The sequence below is a fragment of the Legionella sp. JM-2024 genome (genome assembly GCF_055389095.1).
Genome location: NZ_AP039388.1, coordinates 397,501 through 422,187, shown reverse-complemented (window position 1 = coordinate 422,187; position 24,687 = coordinate 397,501). Strand labels below are relative to the sequence as shown.

Genomic DNA, 24,687 nt, shown 5'->3' with positions numbered 1-24,687 from the left:
GGTTTTAAAAGTAAAACAATTAAGTTACTTATGAAATTACTTCGACTAATACCCAGCTTTTCGTTTTAGAGAGTGGTCGTGACTCACGGATCTTTACGGTATTACCAACTCGGCAAACTTGATTTTCATCATGTGCGTGCAATTTAGTTCTTCGTTTCATGATCTTTCCATACTTAGGATGTTTCACAGTACGCTCAATCATCACTACAATAGTTTTATCCATTTTGTCGCTAACTACTTTTCCAATCATTGTTCTGGCATTTGATTCACTATTAGTAGACATTTCACTTACCTGCCTTTTCAGTCAAGATTGTTTTAACTTTCGCCACTGATTTACGCACCATAGTGATCAGATGTGTTTTATCTAGTGAGCCACTCGCTTTCTTCATTCGTAAATTAAATTGATCTTTACGTAATGAAAGCAATTCATTTTGCAATTCTTCAACTGACATATTGCGCAATTCATCTATTTTTTTCATTACATTACCGTCCGTTCTTCAAACATCACTTTGAAAGGAAGTTTTGCTTTTGCAAGGTCAAATGCTTCCATTGCAAGCTCTCTACTAACACCTTCCATTTCAAATAAAACTTTACCTGGTTGTATTTGTGCGACCCAATACTCTACACTTCCCTTACCTTTACCCTGCCTAACTTCTAGAGGTTTTTGTGTGATAGGCTTGTCTGGGAATACTCTAATCCAAATTTTGCCACCGCGTTTGATATGACGTGTCATAGCTCTTCGCGCTGCTTCAATTTGTCTAGCAGTTAAACGACCACGTTCCATCGCCTTCAGACCAAATTCACCGAAACTAATTTTACTTCCTCTAAGAGCCAAGCCTCTATTACGACCCTTCATTTGCTTTCGGTACTTAGTACGCTTTGGTTGTAACATAATTCTTAATCCTCACTCACTGGGCGCTTTCTGTTGATCTTTTCTTTTGTGGGAGAACTTCACCCTTAAAGATCCAGACTTTTACACCAATAATTCCGTAGGTGGTCTTAGACTCAGCAGTACCATAGTCAATATCAGCTCTGAAAGTATGTAGTGGTACTCTTCCTTCTCTATACCACTCACTTCTTGCAATTTCAGCTCCACCTAATCTACCACTAACACAAATTTTAATACCTTTTGCTCCAGCTTTAAGTGCTGAGGTCACAGCTCGTTTCATTGCTCTTCGAAACATTACACGTTGCTCTAATTGTTGAGCAATTCCTTCAGCCACTAAAGTAGCATCTAGCTCAGGCTTTTTTACTTCCTCAATATTTAAATGAACTGGAACTCCCAAGTCATCGGAAATCTCTTTACGCAGCGTTTCGATTCCACCACCCTTCTTACCAATAATAACTCCAGGTCTTGCTGTTAAAATAGTCACAACAGCATTATTAGCTGGACGTTCAATAAGAATTTTACTAACAGCAGCAGCCATCAATTTCTTTTTCAGGTCATTGCGTAGTTTTATATCTTGAATTAAAAATTCAGCATAGCGCTTTCCAGCAAACCATTTAGAATTCCAATCTTTAATAATTCCAAGGCGTATACCTATTGGGTTAACTTTTTGTCCCATTGCTATTCCTCGTCAGACACTTTAATAGTAATATGGCAGGTACGTTTGCAAATTCGATTTGCTCTACCCTTAGCTCTGGGACTAATACGTTTTAAAGTTGTTGCTTCATCAACGCATACCATACCTACTTTTAGATCATCAATATCAGCTCCATTATTATTTTCAGCATTTGCAATAGCCGACTCTAATAACTTAAGCATTAATTTAGCACCCTTTTTTGGTGTAAACTTGAGGACATCAAGCGCACCAGATACATTCATGTTGCGTATCATATCGGCTACTAATCTACCCTTTTGTGCGGATAAAGGAGCACCTTTTAATTTAGCTGTTACTTCCATAATATCCTCTTACTTGCCTTTAGCCTTTCTGTCTCCAGAATGGCCCTTGAACGTACGAGTCATGGCAAACTCACCTAACTTATGACCAACCATATTATCTGTAATAAATACAGGGACATGGTCCTTACCATTATGAACGGCTATTGTTAAATCAATCATTTCTGGAACGATTGTAGAACGTCTAGACCAAGTCTTAATTGGTTTCTTAGATTTTGATTCGATTGCAGCCTCTACTTTGCTGATCAAATGATGGTCAATGAATGGACCTTTTCTAATGGAACGAGTCACTTGATATCCTCTTATTAATTATTTCTTCTTACGCCTTCTGACAATAAATGTGTCAGTACGCTTATTGCTTCTAGTTTTATATCCCTTCGTAGGCAATCCCCAAGGAGAAACAGGATGACGTCCACCTGAAGTGCGTCCCTCTCCACCACCATGAGGGTGATCAACAGGGTTCATAGCAACACCTCGAACAGTAGGCCTTATTCCTCTCCAGCGCTTAGCCCCAGCTTTACCTAAAGCTCTTAGACTATGTTCGCTATTGCTTACCTCACCAATTACAGCTCGACATAAAACATGTACTTTACGCATTTCACCGGAACGAAGTCTTAGTGTTGCGTATGTTCCTTCTTTTGCAACTATTTGTCCACTGCATCCTGCACTTCGTAACAACTGAGCACCTTTACCAGGCTTCATTTCCACACAATGGATTGTTGTTCCTACAGGTATATTTTTAAGCGGTAGACAATTACCAATACTGATAGGTGAATCAGCACCGCTTAAAATGGTAGCTCCAACTTCTAAATTGGCAGGGGCTATAATATAGCGCTTCTCACCGTCTTTATACGAAATTAACGCAATTAAAGCAGTTCTGTTTGGATCATACTCTAATCGTTCAACACGACCTGATATACCATCCTTATTGCGTTTAAAATCAATAATTCTATATTTTTGACGTTGACCACCACCAATATGTCTAACTGTGATTCTACCTTGATTGTTTCTTCCACCTGTCTTTTTTAGCTTCTCAACTAATGCAGCATGTGGCTTTCCTTTGTGGATATTGTGATGTACAACACGCAGCTCACCTCGTTTACCAGGCGACGTCGGTTTAGATTTTAGTAGTGCCATCTTTATCTGCCTTATTCGGTAACTGTAAAGTCTATATCTTGGTCTTCATGAAGAGAAACAAAAGCCTTTTTCCAGTCGCTTCGTTTGCCGCTAGTTTGTTTAAAACGTTTCGATTTACCCTTCACATTGACTACAGATACACTTTTAACTTTAACATTAAATACATGCTCAACAGCTAACTTAATTTCAGTTTTAGTTGCATTTTTCAGTACTTTGAAAGTGAACTGTTTGAACTTATCCGCCATGACAGTTGCTTTTTCAGAAGTATGTGGCTCTCGAAGAACCATCATCAATCTCTCAGCGTTCATTGTAACTGTTCCTCAATTTTTTTAATTGCAGTTTCTGTAACAACAACCTTCTCAAATCGTAGTAAGGAAACAGGATCTATAGTTGTAACATCACAGATATCAAAATCTATCAGGTTTCTTGAACCCAGGTATTCATTTTCACCTACTTCACTCATAATGATCAGTGCATTATTAATATTCATCTGATTCATTTTTTTGAGAAAATCTTTAGTTTTGTGGCTTTCACATTGGAAATCGCTTACAACAACTAGATTACCAGTACGGCAAAGTTCGGAGATTATACTACGTAATGCACGTTTGTACATTTTTTTATTAAGTTTTTGTGAATAATCTCTTTTTTTAGATGCAAACGTGACCCCACCGCTTCTCCATATAGGGCTACGTATAGTTCCTGCTCTGGCTCGGCCTGTACCTTTTTGATTCCAAGGTTTTTTTCCACCACCACTTACTTCAGAACGGGTTTTTTGCGCACTATTACCACTTCGCGCATTATTCATAAATGCTACTACAGCCTGATGGACTAGACCTTCATTGTAAGTATAGGAAAAAATGGCTTCATTAAGTTTCAATTTTGAGTTTGTATCTATTGTAGTAATTTCCATCACTCACCTCTTGCTTGCTTTTTAACTGCAGGCTTTATTTCTACTTTTGTGCCTGGAGCACCAGGAATGGCGCCTTTAATGAGTAATAGGTTTCTTTCAGAATCCACTTGTACCAATTCGAGACTTTGAATGGTGCATCGAGCATTACCCATATGACCAGCCATTTTCTTTCCTTTGAATACACGACCTGGAGTCTGATTTTGCCCTATCGAACCAGGAACTCGGTGCGATCTGGAGTTACCATGCGATGCATCTTGAGTTCTGAAATTATATCGTTTAACAGTTCCTGCAAAACCCTTTCCTTTAGATAAACCAGATACATCCACATATTGCCCTGCGGTAAATACATCTGCTATAGAAACAACTTGACCAAGTGTATATGCTTCCTCTGAGTCAATACGAAATTCAACTTGCATATCACCAGCATCAATTTCTGCTTTTGCGAAGTGCCCAGCCATTGGCTTGCTCACTTTGCTTGATTTCCTTGCTCCACCTGTCAATTGAACAGCTGAATAACCATCATTGGCTGCTGTTTTTAACTGTGAAACACGATTTGGCTGAACTTCTACAACAGAAACAGGAATTGAAACCCCTTCTGGTGTGAAGACGCGCGTCATACCGATCTTACGGCCTAATAAACCGATCATCATTGTAACACCTCTTTAATATCCTCTACCTTGAATAATTAGTCATCAAGGCTTATCTGAACATCAACCCCGGCTGCCAAATCCAATTTCATCAAAGCATCTACAGTTTTTTCAGTTGGATGAACAATAACGACCAGGCGTTTATGAGTACGTAATTCGTATTGATCTCTTGCATCTTTATTAACATGTGGTGAAGTCAATACAGTAAATTTCTCTTTCCGAATAGGCAATGGAATTGGTCCACGTATTTGTGCACCAGTTCGCTTTGCTGTATCAACGATCTCACGGGTTGATAGATCAATCAGCCGATGATCAAACGATTTTAATCTTATTTTAATGTTTTGATTGCTACTCATTATATTTACTCGATTATTTTAGCGACAACACCGGCGCCAACTGTGCGGCCACCTTCTCGAATTGCGAATCGTAAACCTTCATCCATCGCAATTGGTGCATGCAAGTTAACAACTAATTGTACGTTATCTCCTGGCATTACCATTTCAACTCCTGATGGCAGGTCACAGGTACCTGTTACGTCAGTCGTTCTGAAATAAAATTGGGGGCGATAGCCATTAAAGAATGGAGTATGACGGCCGCCCTCTTCTTTTGATAACACATATACTTCTGCTTCAAACTTCGTGTGTGGTTTGATGGTACCTGGCTTTGCCAATACTTGTCCTCGCTCCACTTCATCTCGCTTCGTACCACGTAATAAAACACCTACGTTATCACCAGCTCGACCCTCATCAAGCAATTTACGGAACATCTCAACACCTGTACATGTCGTCTTTTGGGTGTCTCTTATTCCAACAATCTCTACTTCTTCACCAACTTTAACAATACCGCTCTCGACTCGTCCTGTTACCACTGTTCCGCGTCCAGAAATTGAGAAAACATCTTCAATCGGTAACAAAAATGGCTTGTCTATGTTTCTTACTGGCTCTGGAATATAGGAATCCATCGTCTCAACCAACTTTTCAATGGCTTTAATTCCTATATCACTATCATCGCCTTCCAATGCCTTTAACGCTGAACCCACAATAATTGGAATGTCATCACCAGGAAAATCATAACTGCTTAGTAAATCACGAACTTCCATTTCAACTAATTCTAACAATTCAGGATCATCAACCATATCCGCTTTGTTCATGAATACTACAATGTATGGAACTCCAACCTGACGAGACAATAGTATATGTTCCCTCGTTTGTGGCATAGGACCATCTGCTGCTGATACTACTAATATCGCTCCGTCCATTTGCGCAGCACCGGTAATCATGTTCTTGACATAGTCGGCGTGGCCTGGGCAATCTACGTGAGCGTAGTGCCTGCTCGCTGATTCATATTCAACATGCGCTGTTGATATGGTAATACCTCGCTCTCTTTCTTCTGGCGCAGCATCAATTTGATCGTACGCTTTTGCAGTACCGCCATATTTCTTCGCCATGATCGTTGTAATAGCCGCTGTCAGTGTTGTCTTGCCATGGTCTACGTGACCAATTGTTCCCACGTTTACGTGCGGCTTCTTACGCTCAAATTTTTCCTTCGCCATTTCAATAACCTCGTTAACTTTTTATTGTTTCTTTATAATTGCTTCAGCAATGTTTGTTGGTGCTTCAGCATACTTAGAAAATTCCATCGTATATGTTGCTCTTCCTTGAGTAGCAGAACGCAAATCGGTTGAATAACCAAACATTTCTGCAAGAGGAACTTCTGCTCTAACTATTTTACCTGCTGGTGAGTCTTCCATACCTTGAACCAATCCACGGCGTCTGTTAAGGTCTCCCATAACGTCCCCCATATAGTCCTCAGGTGTTACTACTTCAACGCTCATAATTGGTTCAAGAAGAACTGGTTTAGCCTTTAATGCACCTTGCTTAAAGCATTGAGAACCAGCAATTTTAAATGCCATTTCACTTGAGTCAACCTCGTGGAATGAGCCATCGAATAGTGTCACTTTAACATCAACAACAGGATATCCAGCGATCACACCATTCTGCATTTGCTCTTGTACCCCTTTATCTACAGCAGGGATATATTCTTTGGGAATCACACCACCAACGATTGCATTAATAAATTCATAACCCTTTCCAGACTCTTGAGGTTCAATTTTCAACCATACGTGTCCATATTGACCACGTCCACCAGATTGTCTTACGAATTTACCTTCTTGCTCGATCGCCTGCTTCAATGTTTCTCTATAGGCAACTTGTGGTTTACCAACATTAGCTTCTACATTGAATTCTCTTTTCATACGGTCAACAATAATTTCAAGGTGTAGCTCTCCCATACCTTCAATGATTGTTTGACCAGATTCTTCATCGGTATGAACTCTGAAAGATGGATCTTCTTGAGCTAACTTACCTAATGCAATTCCCATTTTCTCCTGATCGGCCTTTGTTCTTGGTTCAACGGCCACTGCAATAACAGGATCAGGGAAATCCATTCTTTCTAAAATAACTACTTTACTTTGATCACAGAGTGTATCACCAGTAGTGACTGTTTTAAGACCAACTGCTGCTGCTATATCTCCCGCTCTTACCTCTTTTATTTCTTCACGAGAGTTAGCATGCATTTGTAGTAAACGTCCAATACGCTCTTTTTTATCTTTAACTGAATTAAGTACTGTATCACCACTTTTGAGAATACCTGAATAGGCTCGAAAGTAAGTTAATGTACCAACAAAGGGGTCAGTTGCAATTTTGAACGCCAAGGCGGAAAAAGGCTCATCATAACTTGTTTTTCTGTGTGTTTCGTTACCGTATTCATCTACTCCTTGAACATCAGGAATATCTGTGGGAGATGGGAGATATTCAATCACTCCATCAAGTACTGCTTGTACGCCTTTATTTTTAAAGGCTGAACCACAAAATACTGGTACTATTTTATTTGTAACAGTCAGATGTCGCAGAGCTTTCTTAATTTCAGCCTCGGTAAATGCCTCACCTTCTAAATATTTTTCCATTAACTCTTCTGAGTCTTCTGCAGCTGCTTCAATAATATGTGCACGATACTCTTCGCAAGTTTCTCTTAAATCAGCAGGTATATCAAGATACTTGAATGTCATACCTTTATTTTCTTCATCCCACTCAATTGCTTTCATTTTAATGAGATCGATTACACCTTTAAATTCTTCTTCAGCTCCAATAGGCAATTGAACTACAACTGGGTTTGAACCTAATCGTTGTTTGATCTGAGTAACCACTCTCAAAAAGTTCGCGCCCATTCTATCCATTTTGTTTACGAAAACTATGCGAGGAACACCGTATTTATTGGCTTGGCGCCATACTGTTTCAGATTGAGGCTCAACGCCTGATACGGAGTCAAATACAACAATTGCACCATCCAGTACACGTAAAGAACGCTCTACCTCAATCATAAAATCAACGTGCCCAGGAGTATCTATAATGTTGATACGATGTGGCTCAAATTGCTTATCCATTCCTGGCCAATAACAAGTTGTTGCCGCAGAGGTAATGGTTATACCGCGTTCCTGCTCCTGAACCATCCAGTCCATAGTTGCAGCACCATCGTGAACCTCACCAATCTTATGAGACATCCCTGTATAATATAGAACACGTTCAGTAGTTGTTGTTTTTCCGGCATCAACGTGGGCCGCTATGCCTATGTTTCTATATAGTTTTAGTGGAGTTGCCACGGCTTATCTCTCTCTAATTCCATCGAAAATGTGCAAATGCTTGGTTAGCTTTTGCCATTTTATGTGTATCTTCACGTTTTTTCACTGCAGAACCTTTGCTTTCATAGGCATCCATCAGCTCTCCTGCCAAACGTAGCATCATCCCTTTTTCACCGCGTGTGCGCGCAGCTTGAACAATCCATCGCATTCCAAGTGCTATGCTTCTGTCATGTCTTACTTCTACTGGCACTTGATATGTTGCTCCACCTACACGACGTGAACGCACTTCCACACTTGGTCGAACATTATCTAGTGCTTCTTCAAAATAACGAAGTACTGATCCGGCATTTCCACTGCTTCCAGCTTCACCACCTTCATCATCAGTCTTTTTAACTTTTTTAACGCGCTCTTCCATGATAGTTAGAGCACCATAAATTATTTTTTCAGCAATTGATTTTTTACCGCTAACCATTAAAACATTAATGAACTTAGCTAGTAGTTCACTATGATGCTTTGGATCAGGTAAAATTTCTCTTTTGGGTACTTCTCTTCTTCTTGGCATCTCAATTTTCCTACAATCGGTTATTTTTTATCTTTTGGCTTTTTTGTACCGTACTTAGAACGGCCTTGTTTTCTATCATTTACACCAGATGTATCTAAACTACCTCTAACTGTGTGGTAGCGCACACCAGGTAAATCCTTAACACGACCACCTCTAATTAAAACAACTGAGTGTTCTTGTAAATTATGTCCCTCACCACCAATATAGGATGTGACTTCAAATCCATTGGTTAAACGTACACGAGCAACCTTACGCATAGCTGAGTTAGGTTTTTTAGGTGTAGTAGTATATACGCGAGTACATACACCGCGTCTTTGTGGACATGACTCTAGTGCTGGTACGTTACTTTTCTTCTTTACGTCCACACGAGGCTTTCTTACTAACTGATTAATAGTAGCCATTTATACTTAACTCCGATCTGTCACTTGTGAATATTTTGAATGCATAAGGAGGCCGGATTCTATATAGGTACGGCAGATTTGTCAAGTTTAAATCTGCCATTTTTGAATCCTGATTAATGTTCATGATTATCCGCGTTTAATGCTTCACTCAACGCGTGCTCAACATCACTTGCAGTAACCGTATGTGTTGCTGAAGTATCTCCACCTGCTGCAGCCCTTGCTCTTTTTGCCTTTCGGCTTTGGTGATATGTATATCCTGTTCCCGCCGGGATCAGGCGACCAACCATCACATTTTCTTTTAAGCCACGTAGTTCATCAACTTTACCACTAACCGCAGCTTCAGTTAATACTCTTGTCGTCTCTTGGAATGAAGCGGCTGAGATAAAGGACTCCGTTGCCAAAGAAGCTTTCGTAATACCCAATAGTATAGGTGTGCCTCTAGCGATTTGTTTTCCTTCGTCTATAAGCTTGTCATTTTCTTGAAGCATGACGCTTTCTTCTACTTGCTCTCCTACCAGGAATTTGGAATCCCCAGCAAAAGTAATGACTCGCTTGCGCAACATTTGTCTTACAATTGTTTCTATGTGCTTGTCATTTATTTTTACACCTTGCAAACGATATACATCCTGAACTTCATTCACAATGTAATTAGCAAGTGCACCGACACCTAATAGGCGCAATATATCATGAGGATTGAGTGCTCCTTCTGCAATTATCTCTCCTCGCTCTACGTGCTCTCCTTCGAACACTGAAATATGACGCCATTTTGGAATTAATTCCTCGTGACATTGATCTTCAGTGACATTTATTATCAAACGACGTTTACCCTTTGTTTCCTTACCAAAATTAACTAAACCTGATACTTCTGCCATTACTGCCGAATCTTTTGGCTTCCGTGCTTCAAATAAATCGGCAACTCTTGGTAAACCCCCTGTAATATCGCGAGTTTTCGAGCGCTCTTGCGGGATACGTGCGATAACGTCTCCTATACCCACCAGATTACCGTCTTCAAAATTAACAATGGCATCTACAGGTAAATAATATTGTGCTGGAACATTAGTACCCGCAAGGTAAATATCATCTCCTTCATTGGTAACTAATTTAACCATTGGACGTAAATCACGCCCTGCTGCACTACGCTGCTTGGCATCTATAATTACTATATTGCTCAAGCCTGTTAATTCATCTGTTTGTCTATTCATGGTTATACCATCAATTAAATCAACAAACTTTAAGTAACCTGATACTTCGGAAATAACTGGGTGAGTATGCGGATCCCATGTTGCAATAACCTGCCCTGCTTCAACGGGTGAATTATCCTGAGCAGAAATTACAGCCCCATAAGGAACCTTATATCGCTCACGCTCACGTCCAAATTCATCAACAATTGTAACCTCACCAGAGCGGGAAACAGCAACTAAATTCTTATTTTCATGAGTTACTGTTTTTATATTATGTAAACGAATAACCCCTTTCGTCTTGATTTGAATATTGTTTGCCGCAGTTGCCCTGGACGCAGCTCCTCCAATGTGGAAGGTACGCATGGTCAGCTGTGTTCCCGGTTCTCCAATTGACTGCGCAGCTATAATACCTACGGCCTCACCTGTATTAACAAGGTGACCTCTGGCTAAATCTCTACCATAACATTTTGCACACAATCCAAATCTTGTTTGACAAGTGATTGGTGACCTAACCATAATTTGGTCAACCCCATGCTTCTCTAATTTTTCAACCCAATCTTCATCCAAGAGAGTACCCGCTTTAACAACAGGATCAGTTTGGCTGGGGATATAGACATCGGAAGCAACCACTCGTCCGAGTACTCGTTCATGCAATGGCTCGACGATATCACCGCCTTCAATTAGCGGCTGCATTAAAATACCTGTATCAGTGCCACAATCATCTTCGGTGATTACAACGTCTTGTGCTACGTCAACCAAACGTCTGGTCAAATAACCTGAGTTTGCTGTCTTCAATGCTGTATCTGCTAGACCTTTGCGAGCTCCATGGGTAGAAATAAAATACTGGAATACATTCAAGCCTTCACGGAAGTTGGCTGTAATAGGTGTTTCAATAATTGAACCATCTGGAGCAGCCATCAACCCGCGCATTCCAGCAAGCTGTCTTATCTGAGCTGCAGATCCTCTAGCACCAGAATCCGCCATCATAAAAATTGGGTTAAAAGATTCTTGTCTAACTTTCTTGCCCTTGGCATCGGTTACTTCTTCTGTGGCAATTTTAGACATCATTGATTTAGCAACTAATTCATTAGTTCTCGACCAAATATCGATTACTTTATTGTAACGTTCACCGTTAGTAACCAAACCAGATCGAAATTGAGATTCAATTTCTCTTACTTCATTATCAGCATGCTCAATAATACTAGCCTTATCATCAGGTATTTCCATATCTTCAATACCTATCGATGCACCCGAGCGAGTAGCATACTTAAAACCTGTGTACATCAATTGGTCAGCAAAAATTACTGTTTCTTTTAAACCAAATTTACGGTAGCAGCTATCAATAACTTTTGAGATAACTTTCTTCGTCATTGTTCGATTTATATAATCGAAAGACATACCTTTAGGTAAAACCTCAGCCAATATAGCGCGTCCAACCGTTGTTTCAACCAGGTGATGCCCAGTTGATCCTTCCTCTTCATTAGGCATACGAATTTTTATTTTCGCATGAATGTCAAGATGACCAGCTTCATAAAAATTTTGTGCTTCTTGCGCGCTTGAATATATTTTACCCTCGCCTAATGCATTAACTTTTTCCCGGGTTAGATAATATAAACCAAGAACAACGTCCTGACTGGGAACAATAATTGGCTCACCACTGGCTGGAGACAAAATATTGTTAGTAGACATCATCAGTGAACGAGCTTCCAGTTGCGCCTCTAAGGTTAAAGGTACATGCACTGCCATTTGGTCGCCGTCAAAGTCAGCATTATACGCTGTACATACTAAAGGATGGAGCTGGATTGCCTTTCCTTCGATTAAGACAGGTTCAAACGCCTGAATACCGAGTCGATGAAGAGTGGGAGCTCGGTTTAGTAAAATTGGATGCTCTCTAATAACATCATCCAGTATATCCCAAACTACCGATTCCTCACGCTCAACCATTTTTTTGGCGGCTTTAATAGTTGTAGCCAGACCTCTAAATTCCAATTTGGAAAATATGAATGGTTTAAACAATTCCAGTGCCATTTTTTTTGGCAATCCACATTGATGCAACTTTAAGGTTGGACCAACTACAATTACTGAACGTCCTGAATAGTCAACGCGCTTACCTAAAAGATTTTGTCTAAAGCGACCTTGTTTCCCTTTAATCATATCAGCTAATGATTTGAGAGGTCTCTTATTTGTGCCAGTGATTGCTCGACCGCGTCTTCCATTATCAAGTAAAGCGTCTACTGATTCTTGCAACATTCTCTTTTCATTACGAACAATAATGTCTGGCGCATTTAAGTCAAGTAAACGTTTTAATCGATTATTTCTATTAATGACACGTCTATATAAATCATTTAAATCAGAAGTAGCAAAACGTCCACCATCTAATGGCACTAATGGTCTTAAATCAGGTGGAAGAACAGGAAGAACATCCATGATCATCCACTCAGGTTTGTTTCCGGATTCGTAAAATGCTTCAAGAAGTTTTAATCTTTTGGTAATTTTTTTAATCTTCGTTTCGGAATTGGTTGTTGGTAGCTCTTCACGTAACCTTTTAATTTCATCTTCCAAATCAATTTGTCGTAACAAGTCACGAATTGCTTCAGCTCCCATACGAGCATCAAATTCATCTCCGTACTGTTCCATTGCATCGAGATACGCTTCGTCATTCAGCAATTGACCTCTTTCAAGTTCAGTCATCCCTGGATCAACAACAACAAAAGCTTCAAAATAGAGAACTCGTTCTATGTCTCTCAAGGTCATATCAAGCAATAAACCAATTCTGGAAGGAAGAGACTTCAAAAACCATATGTGCGCAACAGGGCTAGCTAACTCAATATGCCCCATTCTCTCACGTCTTACTTTAGCAAGTGCTAACTCAACACCGCATTTCTCACAAATAACACCACGATGCTTTAATCGCTTATACTTTCCACATAAGCACTCATAATCCTTAACTGGACCGAAGGTCTTAGCGCAAAACAATCCATCTCTTTCAGGCTTAAATGTCCTATAATTAATAGTTTCTGGTTTCTTTACTTCTCCATAGGACCATGAGCGTATTAGTTCAGGTGACGCCAGTGCAATTTTGATTGCATCAAATTCTTCACTTTGACCTTGTTGCTTAAGAATGCCTAGTAAATCACTCATTACCGGCGCTTTTTTCATTGGGTCGTTGTTTAGAGTAGCCAAGTCTGTGCCTCCAAAAAATGTTTAGTCAGTATGTATCGCTGAAGAGTTAGTCATGCTCTAACTCGATGTCAATTCCCAGCGCTCTAATTTCTTTCAACAATACATTGAAGGATTCAGGCATCCCTGGGTCCATACGATGGTCTCCATCGACTATATTTTTGTAGATCTTTGTTCGACCTCCAACGTCATCTGATTTTACAGTTAGCATTTCCTGCAATGTGTATGCGGCACCATATGCTTCCAGCGCCCACACTTCCATCTCACCAAAACGCTGACCACCAAATTGAGCTTTACCACCTAGCGGCTGCTGAGTTACCAAACTGTAGGAGCCAGTTGAACGTGCATGCATCTTGTCATCAACTAAATGATTTAATTTCAGCATATACATGTATCCTACAGTGACTGGATTATCAAATTTATTCCCTGTTCTACCATCTATCAGTACAGTTTTACCATCAGCCGACATCCCTGCTAATTGCAGCATGCTTTTAATTTCCTTCTCAGTGGCACCGTCAAAAACTGGTGTCGCCATTGGAACACCTGATCTCAGGTTATCTGCTAATATCATTAACTCTTCATCATCGAGGCATTTTAAATTAACACGTTGTACACCATCATGATTGTATATTTTCTCAAGAAATGCTCTTACTTCTGAAGGTGATTGTTTCTCTTCAAGCAATTGAGCAACCTTTCTTCCCAACCCTTTAGCTGCCAATCCTAAATGAGTCTCAAGAACCTGACCAATATTCATCCGGGATGGTACCCCTAATGGATTAAGAACTATATCTACTGCTGTTCCATCCTCCATGTGTGGCATATCTTCTACTGGCACAACTATAGAAATTACTCCTTTGTTTCCATGGCGACCTGCCATTTTATCGCCAGGTTGAATTCTTCTTTTAACCGCCAAATAGACTTTAACAATTTTCAATACTCCAGGAGCTAAATCATCACCCTGAATAATTTTTTTACGACTATCATTAAAGCGCTTCTCCATTTCTTTAGTTAGGAGTTCCAATTGCTTAGAAAGTTGCTCTAGTTGTTGACTTACAGTGTCATCATCCAAGCGAATATCGAACCACTTCTCTCTTTCTATTTTATCTAAATAATCTTGAGCAATTTTGGATCCTGGCTTTAAGCTTGCAGGACCACCGGTGGCAACTTTGCCCAAAAGTAAATGAGAAACTCTGTGATATATGTCTTCTTCGCGAATACGGCGCTCATCTATCAAATCTTTACGGACTCTAGCCAGATGCTCTTCTTCAATGCTCTTTGCTCGCGCATCCTTTTCCAGCCCATCTCGTGTGAAAACCTGTACATCAATAACAGTACCATTCATTCCGGATGGGACTCTTAGTGAAGAGTCTTTAACATCAGATGCTTTTTCACCAAAAATTGCTCTTAAAAGTTTTTCTTCCGGTGTAAGTTGTGTTTCCCCTTTAGGTGTCACTTTACCTACGAGAATATCACCGGCTTTTACTTCTGCCCCTATGTAAACCACACCAGACTCATCCAGATTGGACAGTGCAGACTCACCTACATTGGGGATATCCGCTGTAATTTCTTCTGTACCTAATTTGGTATCACGTGCGATACAAGTTAACTCTTCAATATGGATAGTAGTGAATCTATCGTCTTGTACGATACGTTCTGATATAAGAATAGAATCCTCAAAGTTATAACCATTCCATGGCATAAAGGCGACTAATAAATTTTGACCTAAAGCCAATTCCCCCATATCAGTACATGGTCCATCCGCTAATACATCACCACGTTGAATTCGATCGCCAGTAGACACTATAGGCCTTTGATTAATACAAGTATCCTGGTTTGAACGAAAGTATTTAGTCAAGTTATAAATATCTACCCCTGTTTCACCAGCTGTTGTCTCATCATCATTCACTCGGACCACGATACGTGAAGCATCTACGAGATCAATTACTCCACCTCGTTTTGCTACAACCGAAACCCCGGAATCAGAGGCAACAATTCGTTCCATTCCAGTTCCAACTAGTGGCTTCTCTGATCGTAGGGTAGGAACTGCCTGGCGTTGCATGTTTGAACCCATCAGCGCTCTGTTTGCATCATCGTGTTCTAGAAATGGAATTAATGATGCTGCAACAGAAACGATTTGTTTAGGTGAAACATCCATATAATTAATATTATCTGGAGTAGTTAGAGAGAATTCATTTTGATGTCTACATGGTACTAAATCAGCAAGTATATTGCCCTTTTCATCAAGTTCTACATTCGATTGAGCTATATATTGGTCAACTTCTTCAATAGCTGATAAATATTCAATTTCATCTGTCACACGTCCATTAACCACCTTACGGCAAGGTGTCTCAATAAAGCCGTATTCATTAGTTCTCGCATAGACAGATAATGAGTTTATCAAACCAATGTTTGGACCTTCAGGAGTTTCAATTGGGCATACTCTACCATAATGAGTTGTATGCACATCGCGCACTTCAAATCCAGCCCGTTCGCGAGTTAATCCACCGGGGCCTAAAGCAGATACACGGCGTTTATGGGTAACACCCGATAATGGATTCACTTGATCCATAAATTGAGAGAGCTGACTGGATCCAAAAAACTCTTTGATGGCTGCTGAAACTGGTTTGGCATTAATTAAATCCTGCGGCATCAGATTTTCAGATTCAACCAGGCTTAAACGCTCTTTAACAGCACGCTCCACACGAACAAGACCAACTCTAAACTGGTTTTCAGTCATTTCGCCAACACTTCGTACCCGGCGATTTCCAAGATGATCGATATCATCTACCATTCCGATCCCGTTTCTAATGTCAATTAAAGTTTTAATTACTGACAAAATATCTTCTTTAGCCAAGGTTCCAGGACCTTCGTCATTCTTAATTCCTACTCTACGATTAAATTTCATCCGTCCAACTGCGGATAGATCATATCGTTCTTCAACAAAGAATAAATTTTTAAATAGGGCTTCAGCGGCTTCTTTAGTTGGCGGTTCTCCAGGGCGCATCATTCTATAAATTTCAACTAGTGCTTCTAATTGTGAAGCTGTAGGATCAATTTTTAATGTATCTGAAATGTAAGAACCATGATCTAGATCATTAGTATAAATCATATCAAACTGCAGAATGCCACGATTAGCCATAGCATCAAGCAATTCTTCGCTTACTTCTTCATTGGCTTGAGCCAAGAATTCACCTGTTGATGTATCTACAATATTTTTTGCTAGTGTTTTTCCAATGAGATAATCACTTGGTACAACAAGATCCTGCATTTGGCTTTTTTCCATTTGCTTAATATGCCTCGCAGTAATTCTACGGCCTTGTTCTACTATGAGCTCTCCTGTTTCAGGAACATGTATGTCAAATGAAGCTATTTCCCCACGCAAGCGCTGAGGAATCAGATCAATGTGATACTCGCCATTTTTTAGATGGCAGCTGGTTGTTTCAAAAAACTCACTTAAAATATCTTCTGCTTCATAGCCTAATGCTCTGAGCAATATTGTTACAGGTAGCTTACGGCGTCTATCAATACGCACATAAACGCAATCCTTAGGATCAAATTCAAAATCCAACCATGAACCACGATAGGGAATTATTCTTGCAGAATAGAGTAATTTGCCTGAAGAATGTGTTTTACCCTTATCATGTTCGAATATAACACCCGGAGACCGATGTAATTGTGAAACTACTACTCGTTCAGTTCCATTGACTACAAATGTACCAACATCAGTCATCAAAGGGATTTCACCCATAAATACATCTTGCTCTCTTATATCTTTTATAGGTTTTGGATCATCGCTTGCGTCTTTATCAAGAACAACAAGTCTAATTTTGACCCTGAGAGGGGCTGAATAAGTTAATCCTCTCAACTTACATTCACGAACATCAAATGCTGGCTCACCTAGTTTATATCCGACGTATTCAAGCCTAGCATTACCTGAAAAACTTTCGATAGGAAATACAGAAGAGAACGCAGCGTGCAATCCTGTATTCAGTTGTTCACTTAATTTAGTGTCAGTTTGGAGAAAATCCCTATAGGATTTAAGTTGAATTTCAAGCAGATTCGGTATAGGCATTATATCTGTCTGCTTACCAAAGCTTTTGCGAAATCGTTTTTTCTCAGCATGCGAATATTGAGGTTTAGCTTCTGCAACTGCCATGGTGGTTCCTCTGTAAATTATTGATGATTTTCAAACGAGTAAACCCAGCCATGTGAACATGGCTGGGTCCTAAAATACTGCTATGTCTTAATTATTTAACTTCTACTGTAGCACCAGCTTCTTCAAGCTCTTTCTTGATGCTAGCAGCTTCATCTTTTGATACACCTTCTTTAACTGTTGATGGTGCACCTTCTACTAAATCTTTAGCTTCTTTCAAACCAAGACCGGTGATGCCACGAATTGCTTTGATAACGTTTACTTTATTTGCACCAAAGCTGGACATAACAACAGTAAATTCAGTTTGCTCTTCAGCAGCAGAAGCGGCAGCAGCACTTGGTGCAGCAACAGCTACGGCAGCAGCGGCAGCAGAAACGTTGAATTTCTCTTCCATTGCTTCAATTAATTCTACAACTTCCATTACTGACATTTTAGAAATTGTATCTAATATTTCATTTTTTGATACAGCCATTACTAGCTCCTAATTAAAATTAAATAATGATTAAGCGGGAGTTCCTGCTTTTTTGTCTTTCACTGCTGCTAGAGTTCGAACCAATTTGGCGTGTGGCTCTGCAAGTGTACGGACAAACTTCTCAATTGGCGCTTTCATCACATACATTAGCTTGGCTATAGCTTCATCGCGTGTTGGTAAACTTGCAACAGCATCAATTTGATTTGCATTGTATACTTTACCACCAACTGATAATGCTTTAATCTCAAGCTTTTCAAATGTTTTTGCGAATTCTTTTAGTAGTCTTGCAGCGTCACTTGGTGCCTCAAGTGATAATGCAACAAATAACGGACCTACAAGTAGGTCGTTCAAGCATTCAAATTCAGTGTTTTTAAAAGCTCTTCTAGTAAGTGTGTTTCGCACTACTCGAAGATATACACCTGATTTACGTGCTTCACTACGTAACTGCGTCATTTGATTAACAGTTAACCCACGATAATCAGCAACCACTGCTGAAATAGCCTTAGATGCGACTGCAGTCACTTCTTCAACAACGGCTTTTTTTGCAGCTAAATTTAATGTCACGTTACTGACCTCCTAATATGACAAATCGCATAGATTTGACAGTTATGGTGGCCGTCTCTTTATAAGGAGCCGGTTCACCGTCTGCGCAGGAAATTAAGCCTAGGCACCTGCGGTCTTCGACGGCATGGAACCTAGTCTATGCCGTGAATTCTTAAAAATGGGAAGAGATCTTACACAGGTATTGATGAAATATCAATAGGTAATCCTGGACCCATTGTAGTAGACAAGGATATTTTCTTTAAATATTGTCCTTTCGATGATGATGGCTTTGCCTTCTTCAGATCGTTAATTAACGCCACAATGTTTTCAAGCACATCCTCAGGAGCAAAATCAGCTTTACCTACAGAACAATGAATGATTCCATTTTTGTCAGTTCTGTATCTCACTTGACCTGACTTAGCATCATTAACAGCTGCTTCAACATTGGTTGTTACGGTTCCGACTTTAGGATTGGGCATCAGTCCCCTTGGTCCCAAAATCTGTCCTAATTGACCTACAATTCTCATTGCATCTGGAGTTGCTATAACAACATCAAAATCCATTTCACCTGCTTTAATTTTATCAGCTAAATCTTCAAATCCAACAATATCCGCTCCTGCAGCAGTAGCCTTAGCAGCATTATCGCCCTGTGCAAACACAGCAACTCGTACCGTCTTACCTGTGCCTTTAGGCAAATTGGTTGAAGAACGAACTACCTGGTCTGACTTACGTGGATCGACACCTAAATTAATGCTTATGTCTAAACTTTCACGAAATTTAGTGGATGCAAATTGTTTTAAAATAGCTACAGCATCAGTAATTGTATAGAAATGATTTGGTTTAATGACTTCCGCCATTTTCTTTTGTTTTTTACTTAATTTTGACATGGTAACCCCTTATTCCAACCCATCAACTTCAATACCCATGCTACGAGCAGTACCTGCAATACTTCTTACTGCTGCAGATAAGTCAGCAGCTGTTAGATCAGGTTTCTTAATTTTAGCAATTTCTTCAAGTTGACTGACTTTGAGTTTAGCTACTTTTTTAGTATTTGGAGTACCACTTCCACTCTGAATACCAGCTGCCTTCTTCAGAAGAACTGAAGCAGGAGGGGTCTTAGTTATAAAGGTAAAACTACGATCACTATAAACAGTAATAACTACTGGAGTAGGTAGTCCTTGCTCCATTTGTTGAGTCGCAGCATTAAACGCTTTACAGAACTCCATGATGTTTACACCACGCTGACCTAAAGCTGGCCCAACTGGTGGACTTGGATTTGCCTTCCCAGCAGGGATCTGCAATTTAATATATGCTTCTACTTTTTTTGCCATTTTTACTCCTTATGGGTCATACGCTAGACTTTATTGAATTAAATTTCAATTAGGTTCTAGCTCCCCGGTTTTTTAAAACTTAAATTTTTATACGCTCAATCTACACAAATTATATTAAAATTTTATATGCAATTTATGTTTTTTCTACTTGACTGAATTCCAGTTCTACAGGTGTTGATCGTCCAAAAATCAGAACAGCAACTCTTAATCTATTCTTCTCATAGTTAACTTCTTCAACAACACCATTAAAATCAACAAACGGACCTTCTTTAACTCTAACGACTTCACCAGGTTCAAACAGTATTTTTGGTCTTGGTTTAGTTACTCCATCCTCAACTCGTTGCATAATTGCTTGTGCTTCTTTATCAGAAATTGGTGTTGGTTTCTGACTGAGACTAGTTCCACCAATAAAACCTAACACTCTCGGAATTGCTCTGACCATATGCCATGTCTGATCATCCATAACCATATGAACCAGCACATAACCTGGAAAAAATTTGCGGGTACTTTTGCGTTTTTGACCTGAACGCATTTCAACTACTTCTTCTGAGGGTACAACAACCTCACCTATTTTATCTTGTAAATTATGGTGCTTTGCGCGAGATGTTATTTCACGCATAACAAAATTCTCATATCCTGAATAGGCATGTACAACGTACCACTGTTTTGTCTTGTGTTCCTCCACCATATTCACCCTAAATGCGTTAACTTAGCAATTACCCACATCATGATTGAATCTACTCCCCAGAGTATAAATCCAGTTAATCCAACCATAACCATTACTATTGTAGTTGTTTGTATTGTTTCTTGTCGTGTAGGCCAAACCACCTTTAATAGTTCAACTTTTGCTTCTTGTGCAAATACAAAAATTCGTTTACCTATCGTAGTTAGGTAACCAAAAAGTATAATTAAAATAAACCACACAAGCCATACTATTGACTGAATTGGACCTGTGAATGTGTAATAGTAAGTACATAAAAATGCGCCTGCTGTCACTAACACAATGGCTAGCCAGGACATTGTATCCTTTATCTTACTCTGATTTTCGTTTGAACTTTTCATATTCACTTGGTAGTTGGCAGGCCAGGAGGGAATCGAACCCCCAACCTGCGGTTTTGGAGACCGCCACTCTGCCAATTGAGCTACTGGCCTATAAACATATTCGGCATGAGCAGCTTATGCTCATGCCACTATACTATCTTACCTTTTTACTCGATTATTTTAGCGACAACACCGGCGCCAACTGTGCGGCCACCTTCTCGAATTGCGAATCGTAAACCTTCATCCATCGCAATTGGTGCATGCAAGTTAACAACTAATTGTACGTTATCTCCTGGCATTACCATTTCAACTCCTGATGGCAGGTCACAGGTACCTGTTACGTCAGTCGTTCTGAAATAAAATTGGGGGCGATAGCCATTAAAGAATGGAGTATGACGGCCGCCCTCTTCTTTTGATAACACATATACTTCTGCTTCAAACTTCGTGTGTGGTTTGATGGTGCCTGGCTTTGCCAATACTTGTCCTCGCTCCACTTCATCTCGCTTCGTACCACGTAATAAAACACCTACGTTATCACCAGCTCGACCCTCATCAAGCAATTTACGGAACATCTCAACACCTGTACATGTCGTCTTTTGGGTGTCTCTTATTCCAACAATCTCTACTTCTTCACCAACTTTAACAATACCGCTCTCGACTCGTCCTGTTACCACTGTTCCGCGTCCAGAAATTGAGAAAACATCTTCAATCGGTAACAAAAATGGCTTGTCTATGTTTCTTACTGGCTCTGGAATATAGGAATCCATCGTCTCAACCAACTTTTCAATGGCTTTAATTCCTATATCACTATCATCGCCTTCCAATGCTTTTAACGCTGAACCCACAATAATTGGAATGTCATCACCAGGAAAATCATAACTGCTTAGTAAATCACGAACTTCCATTTCAACTAATTCTAACAACTCAGGATCATCAACCATATCCGCTTTGTTCATGAATACTACAATGTATGGAACTCCAACCTGACGAGACAATAGTATATGTTCCCTCGTTTGTGGCATAGGACCATCTGCTGCTGATACTACTAATATCGCTCCGTCCATTTGCGCAGCACCGGTAATCATGTTCTTGACATAGTCGGCGTGGCCTGGGCAATCTACGTGAGCGTAGTGCCTGCTCGCTGATTCATATTCAACATGCGCTGTTGATATGGTAATACCTCGCTCTCTTTCTTCTGGCGCAGCATCAATTTGATCGTACGCTTTTGCAGTACCGCCATATTTCTTCGCCATGATCGTTGTAATAGCCGCTGTCAGTGTTGTCTTGCCATGGTCTACGTGACCAATTGTTCCCACGTTTACGTGTGGCTTTTTACGCTCAAATTTTTCCTTCGCCATCGGAAAGTCTCCCCGTTTGCTAATTTATATTACATGGTGCCCACAACTGGACTCGAACCAACGACCTCTTCCTTACCAAGGAAGTGCTCTACCGCCTGAGCTATGTGGGCTTATCATATCAGCTTACTAACATTAATAAATAGAGAGCAAGCAAATATTATATACTACATTGGAGCGGGTGATGGGAATCGAACCCACGCTATCAGCTTGGAAGGCTGAAGTTCTACCATTGAACTACACCCGCTTTTAACTTCTCACTTAACTGGTGGAGGGGGAAGGATTCGAACCTTCGAAGGCTGAGCCGTCAGATTTACAGTCTGATCCCTTTGACCGCTCGGGAACCCCTCCAAAAAGAACGCTATTGTCTTTTAAGATGAATGGATTGTCAACATTTTTAGTCAACGTTAGCCCTATTTAGATGGTGCTGGCACCAGGAATCGAACCCGGGACCTACTGATTACAAGTCAGTTGCTCTACCAACTGAGCTACGCCAGCATATTCGCTACATTACATAGGTTATCTCTGACTCTTATCTAATTTTGTCAGTTCAAAACCTACTTTACATTAATGCGATTATATCCGCATATTAAATAATAAAACCCTGGCGATGACCTACTTTCGCATGAGGAGACCTCACACTATCATTGGCGCGGATTTGTTTCACTACTGAGTTCGAGAAGGGATCAGGTGGTTCCAAATCGCTATAGTCGCCAGGAAAACTGGTTGCCATTGGCTTATGTATTAATTATTTTCAATAAGCCTTTGGTCTGGTAAAGAATTCGAGTCACACATTTTGTTTAGGTATTCAGTTCGCTTACTACAATCTGAAGTCACTCAGATTATATGGTCAAGACAATCAGCCAATTAGTACAAGTTAGCTTCACGCATTACTACGCTTCCACACCTTGCCTATCAACGTCGTAGTCTTCAACGGGCTTCATGGGAAAACTCATCTTGAGGGAGGCTTCCCGCTTAGATGCTTTCAGCGGTTATCCCGTCCGAACTTAGCTACCCGGCAATGCCACTGGCGTGACAACCGGTACACCAGAGGTTCGTCCACTCCGGTCCTCTCGTACTAGGAGCAGCTCCTCTCAATTTTCCTACGCCCACGGCAGATAGGGACCGAACTGTCTCACGACGTTCTAAACCCAGCTCGCGTACCACTTTAAATGGCGAACAGCCATACCCTTGGGACCTGCTTCAGCCCCAGGATGTGATGAGCCGACATCGAGGTGCCAAACACCGCCGTCGATATGAACTCTTGGGCGGTATCAGCCTGTTATCCCCGGAGTACCTTTTATCCGTTGAGCGATGGCCCTTCCATTCAGAACCACCGGATCACTAAGACCAACTTTCGTTCCTGCTCGAGCCGTCACTCTCGCAGTCAAGCACCCTTATGCCTTTACACTCTTGGTACGATGTCCGACCGTACCGAGGGTACCTTTGTGCTCCTCCGTTACTCTTTGGGAGGAGACCGCCCCAGTCAAACTACCCATCATACACTGTCCTCATCCAGGATTACTGGACCAAGTTAGAACCTCAATAACAACAGGGTGGTATTTCAAGGGTGGCTCCATGAGAACTAGCGTCCTCACTTCACAGCCTCCCACCTATCCTACACAGTCATCATCAAAGTCCAGTGCAAAACTATAGTAAAGGTTCACGGGGTCTTTCCGTCTAGCCGCGGGTACACTGCATCTTCACAGCGATTTCAATTTCACTGAGTCTCGGGTGGAGACAGTGTGGCCATCGTTACGCCATTCGTGCAGGTCGGAACTTACCCGACAAGGAATTTCGCTACCTTAGGACCGTTATAGTTACGGCCGCCGTTTACCGGGGCTTCGATCAAGAGCTTCTCCGAAGATAACCCCATCAATTAACCTTCCGGCACCGGGCAGGCGTCACACCCTATACGTCTTCTTACGAATTTGCAGAGTGCTGTGTTTTTAATAAACAGTCGCAGCCACCTGGTCTCTGCGGCCCTCTTTCGCTTCGCTACGCGTGGTAACTAACAAAAAAGGGCGTACCTTCTCCCGAAGTTACGGTACCATTTTGCCTAGTTCCTTCACCCGAGTTCTCTCAAGCGCCTTAGTATTCTCTACCTGTCCACCTGTGTCGGTTTGCGGTACGGTTCTCTATAAGTTATGGCTAGCAGCTTTTCCTGGAAGCCGGGCATCAATGACTTCTCTGTACCCCGAAAGGTCAGAACCACTTCGCACCTCAGAGTTATGGAA

The 24,687-nt window shown here is 40.7% G+C and carries 24 protein-coding genes, 5 tRNA genes and 2 rRNA genes (1 of these 31 only partly in view); all 31 read right to left on the bottom strand.

What is annotated here, in order from left to right; genetic code table 11:
* Nucleotides 1-28: 28 nt before the first annotated feature.
* On the bottom strand, nt 29-283 hold the full coding sequence (gene rpsQ / locus ACZ5EK_RS01785) for a 30S ribosomal protein S17 (protein ID WP_010946087.1): 255 nt from the start codon (nt 281-283) through the stop codon (nt 29-31).
* A gap of 1 nt (nt 284) precedes the next feature.
* The gene (gene rpmC / locus ACZ5EK_RS01780; protein WP_010946086.1) at nt 285-479 is read right to left on the bottom strand and encodes a 50S ribosomal protein L29; all 195 of its coding nucleotides are present in this window, start codon (nt 477-479) and stop codon (nt 285-287) included.
* Nucleotides 479-892, bottom strand: a complete 414-nt coding sequence (gene rplP, locus ACZ5EK_RS01775) for a 50S ribosomal protein L16 (RefSeq protein ID WP_464426227.1) — start codon at nt 890-892, stop codon at nt 479-481. Before rplP ends, rpmC begins: the two co-directional genes overlap by 1 nt.
* A gap of 16 nt (nt 893-908) precedes the next feature.
* Nucleotides 909-1,565: a 30S ribosomal protein S3 gene (gene rpsC, locus ACZ5EK_RS01770; protein ID WP_464431084.1), complete on the bottom strand. Its 657-nt coding sequence runs from the start codon at nt 1,563-1,565 to the stop codon at nt 909-911.
* Nucleotides 1,566-1,567: 2 nt separating this feature from the next.
* Nucleotides 1,568-1,903 (bottom strand): 50S ribosomal protein L22, encoded by a 336-nt coding sequence (gene rplV, locus ACZ5EK_RS01765; RefSeq protein WP_010946083.1) that lies wholly within the window; start codon nt 1,901-1,903, stop codon nt 1,568-1,570.
* Between the two features lie 9 nt (nt 1,904-1,912).
* Nucleotides 1,913-2,191: a 30S ribosomal protein S19 gene (gene rpsS, locus ACZ5EK_RS01760; RefSeq protein ID WP_464426225.1), complete on the bottom strand. Its 279-nt coding sequence runs from the start codon at nt 2,189-2,191 to the stop codon at nt 1,913-1,915.
* Nucleotides 2,192-2,209: 18 nt separating this feature from the next.
* Nucleotides 2,210-3,037 (bottom strand): 50S ribosomal protein L2, encoded by an 828-nt coding sequence (gene rplB / locus ACZ5EK_RS01755; RefSeq protein WP_464431083.1) that lies wholly within the window; start codon nt 3,035-3,037, stop codon nt 2,210-2,212.
* 11 nt (nt 3,038-3,048) lie between these two features.
* Nucleotides 3,049-3,345 (bottom strand): 50S ribosomal protein L23, encoded by a 297-nt coding sequence (gene rplW / locus ACZ5EK_RS01750; protein ID WP_464426223.1) that lies wholly within the window; start codon nt 3,343-3,345, stop codon nt 3,049-3,051.
* A complete protein-coding gene (rplD, locus tag ACZ5EK_RS01745) occupies nt 3,342-3,947 on the bottom strand; it encodes a 50S ribosomal protein L4 (protein WP_464431081.1) in 606 nt (201 codons plus the stop codon). Before rplD ends, rplW begins: the two co-directional genes overlap by 4 nt.
* Complete coding sequence (gene rplC / locus ACZ5EK_RS01740; RefSeq protein WP_464431080.1) at nt 3,947-4,597, bottom strand: 50S ribosomal protein L3; 651 nt, start codon at nt 4,595-4,597, stop codon at nt 3,947-3,949. The genes rplD and rplC overlap by 1 nt, the downstream gene beginning before the upstream one ends.
* 35 nt (nt 4,598-4,632) lie before the next feature.
* Nucleotides 4,633-4,950 carry a 30S ribosomal protein S10 gene (gene rpsJ, locus ACZ5EK_RS01735; RefSeq protein WP_010946077.1) on the bottom strand — a complete coding sequence of 106 codons (318 nt, stop codon included), beginning with the start codon at nt 4,948-4,950 and terminating at the stop codon, nt 4,633-4,635.
* 5 nt (nt 4,951-4,955) lie between these two features.
* Nucleotides 4,956-6,146 carry an elongation factor Tu gene (gene tuf, locus ACZ5EK_RS01730; protein WP_464431071.1) on the bottom strand — a complete coding sequence of 397 codons (1,191 nt, stop codon included), beginning with the start codon at nt 6,144-6,146 and terminating at the stop codon, nt 4,956-4,958.
* A 21-nt stretch (nt 6,147-6,167) separates the two neighbouring features.
* A complete protein-coding gene (gene fusA, locus ACZ5EK_RS01725) occupies nt 6,168-8,252 on the bottom strand; it encodes an elongation factor G (RefSeq protein WP_464431079.1) in 2,085 nt (694 codons plus the stop codon).
* Nucleotides 8,253-8,265: 13 nt separating this feature from the next.
* The gene (gene rpsG, locus ACZ5EK_RS01720) at nt 8,266-8,793 is read right to left on the bottom strand and encodes a 30S ribosomal protein S7 (RefSeq protein ID WP_464426220.1); all 528 of its coding nucleotides are present in this window, start codon (nt 8,791-8,793) and stop codon (nt 8,266-8,268) included.
* A 20-nt stretch (nt 8,794-8,813) separates the two neighbouring features.
* On the bottom strand, nt 8,814-9,194 hold the full coding sequence (gene rpsL, locus ACZ5EK_RS01715) for a 30S ribosomal protein S12 (protein ID WP_004450478.1): 381 nt from the start codon (nt 9,192-9,194) through the stop codon (nt 8,814-8,816).
* A 113-nt stretch (nt 9,195-9,307) separates the two neighbouring features.
* Entirely contained in the window at nt 9,308-13,516 is a 4,209-nt protein-coding gene (gene rpoC / locus ACZ5EK_RS01710; RefSeq protein ID WP_464432434.1) for a DNA-directed RNA polymerase subunit beta', read from the bottom strand.
* 88 nt (nt 13,517-13,604) lie between these two features.
* Nucleotides 13,605-17,711 (bottom strand): DNA-directed RNA polymerase subunit beta, encoded by a 4,107-nt coding sequence (rpoB, locus tag ACZ5EK_RS01705; protein WP_464431077.1) that lies wholly within the window; start codon nt 17,709-17,711, stop codon nt 13,605-13,607.
* A gap of 91 nt (nt 17,712-17,802) precedes the next feature.
* Nucleotides 17,803-18,180, bottom strand: coding sequence for a 50S ribosomal protein L7/L12 (rplL, locus tag ACZ5EK_RS01700; protein WP_464426218.1), 378 nt, complete (start codon nt 18,178-18,180; stop codon nt 17,803-17,805).
* A 30-nt stretch (nt 18,181-18,210) separates the two neighbouring features.
* Nucleotides 18,211-18,744, bottom strand: a complete 534-nt coding sequence (gene rplJ, locus ACZ5EK_RS01695; protein WP_464426217.1) for a 50S ribosomal protein L10 — start codon at nt 18,742-18,744, stop codon at nt 18,211-18,213.
* A gap of 170 nt (nt 18,745-18,914) precedes the next feature.
* Nucleotides 18,915-19,610 carry a 50S ribosomal protein L1 gene (gene rplA, locus ACZ5EK_RS01690; protein WP_464431076.1) on the bottom strand — a complete coding sequence of 232 codons (696 nt, stop codon included), beginning with the start codon at nt 19,608-19,610 and terminating at the stop codon, nt 18,915-18,917.
* Nucleotides 19,611-19,619: 9 nt separating this feature from the next.
* Complete coding sequence (gene rplK, locus ACZ5EK_RS01685; protein WP_464426215.1) at nt 19,620-20,054, bottom strand: 50S ribosomal protein L11; 435 nt, start codon at nt 20,052-20,054, stop codon at nt 19,620-19,622.
* A 133-nt stretch (nt 20,055-20,187) separates the two neighbouring features.
* Complete coding sequence (gene nusG / locus ACZ5EK_RS01680) at nt 20,188-20,742, bottom strand: transcription termination/antitermination protein NusG (RefSeq protein ID WP_464431074.1); 555 nt, start codon at nt 20,740-20,742, stop codon at nt 20,188-20,190.
* 2 nt (nt 20,743-20,744) lie between these two features.
* Nucleotides 20,745-21,116, bottom strand: a complete 372-nt coding sequence (gene secE, locus ACZ5EK_RS01675) for a preprotein translocase subunit SecE (RefSeq protein WP_464431072.1) — start codon at nt 21,114-21,116, stop codon at nt 20,745-20,747.
* Between the two features lie 14 nt (nt 21,117-21,130).
* A tRNA-Trp gene (locus tag ACZ5EK_RS01670) sits at nt 21,131-21,206 on the bottom strand.
* Nucleotides 21,207-21,262: 56 nt separating this feature from the next.
* Nucleotides 21,263-22,453: an elongation factor Tu gene (gene tuf / locus ACZ5EK_RS01665; protein ID WP_464431071.1), complete on the bottom strand. Its 1,191-nt coding sequence runs from the start codon at nt 22,451-22,453 to the stop codon at nt 21,263-21,265.
* A 34-nt stretch (nt 22,454-22,487) separates the two neighbouring features.
* Nucleotides 22,488-22,563: transfer RNA gene (locus ACZ5EK_RS01660), tRNA-Thr, on the bottom strand.
* Between the two features lie 60 nt (nt 22,564-22,623).
* Nucleotides 22,624-22,697: transfer RNA gene (locus ACZ5EK_RS01655), tRNA-Gly, on the bottom strand.
* Between the two features lie 19 nt (nt 22,698-22,716).
* Nucleotides 22,717-22,801 (bottom strand) — tRNA-Tyr (locus ACZ5EK_RS01650).
* 71 nt (nt 22,802-22,872) lie between these two features.
* Nucleotides 22,873-22,948, bottom strand: a tRNA-Thr gene (locus tag ACZ5EK_RS01645).
* Between the two features lie 104 nt (nt 22,949-23,052).
* Nucleotides 23,053-23,168: ribosomal RNA gene (gene rrf, locus ACZ5EK_RS01640) — 5S ribosomal RNA — on the bottom strand.
* Nucleotides 23,169-23,296: 128 nt separating this feature from the next.
* A 23S ribosomal RNA gene (locus tag ACZ5EK_RS01635) occupies nt 23,297-24,687 on the bottom strand (it continues 1,505 nt past the right edge of the window).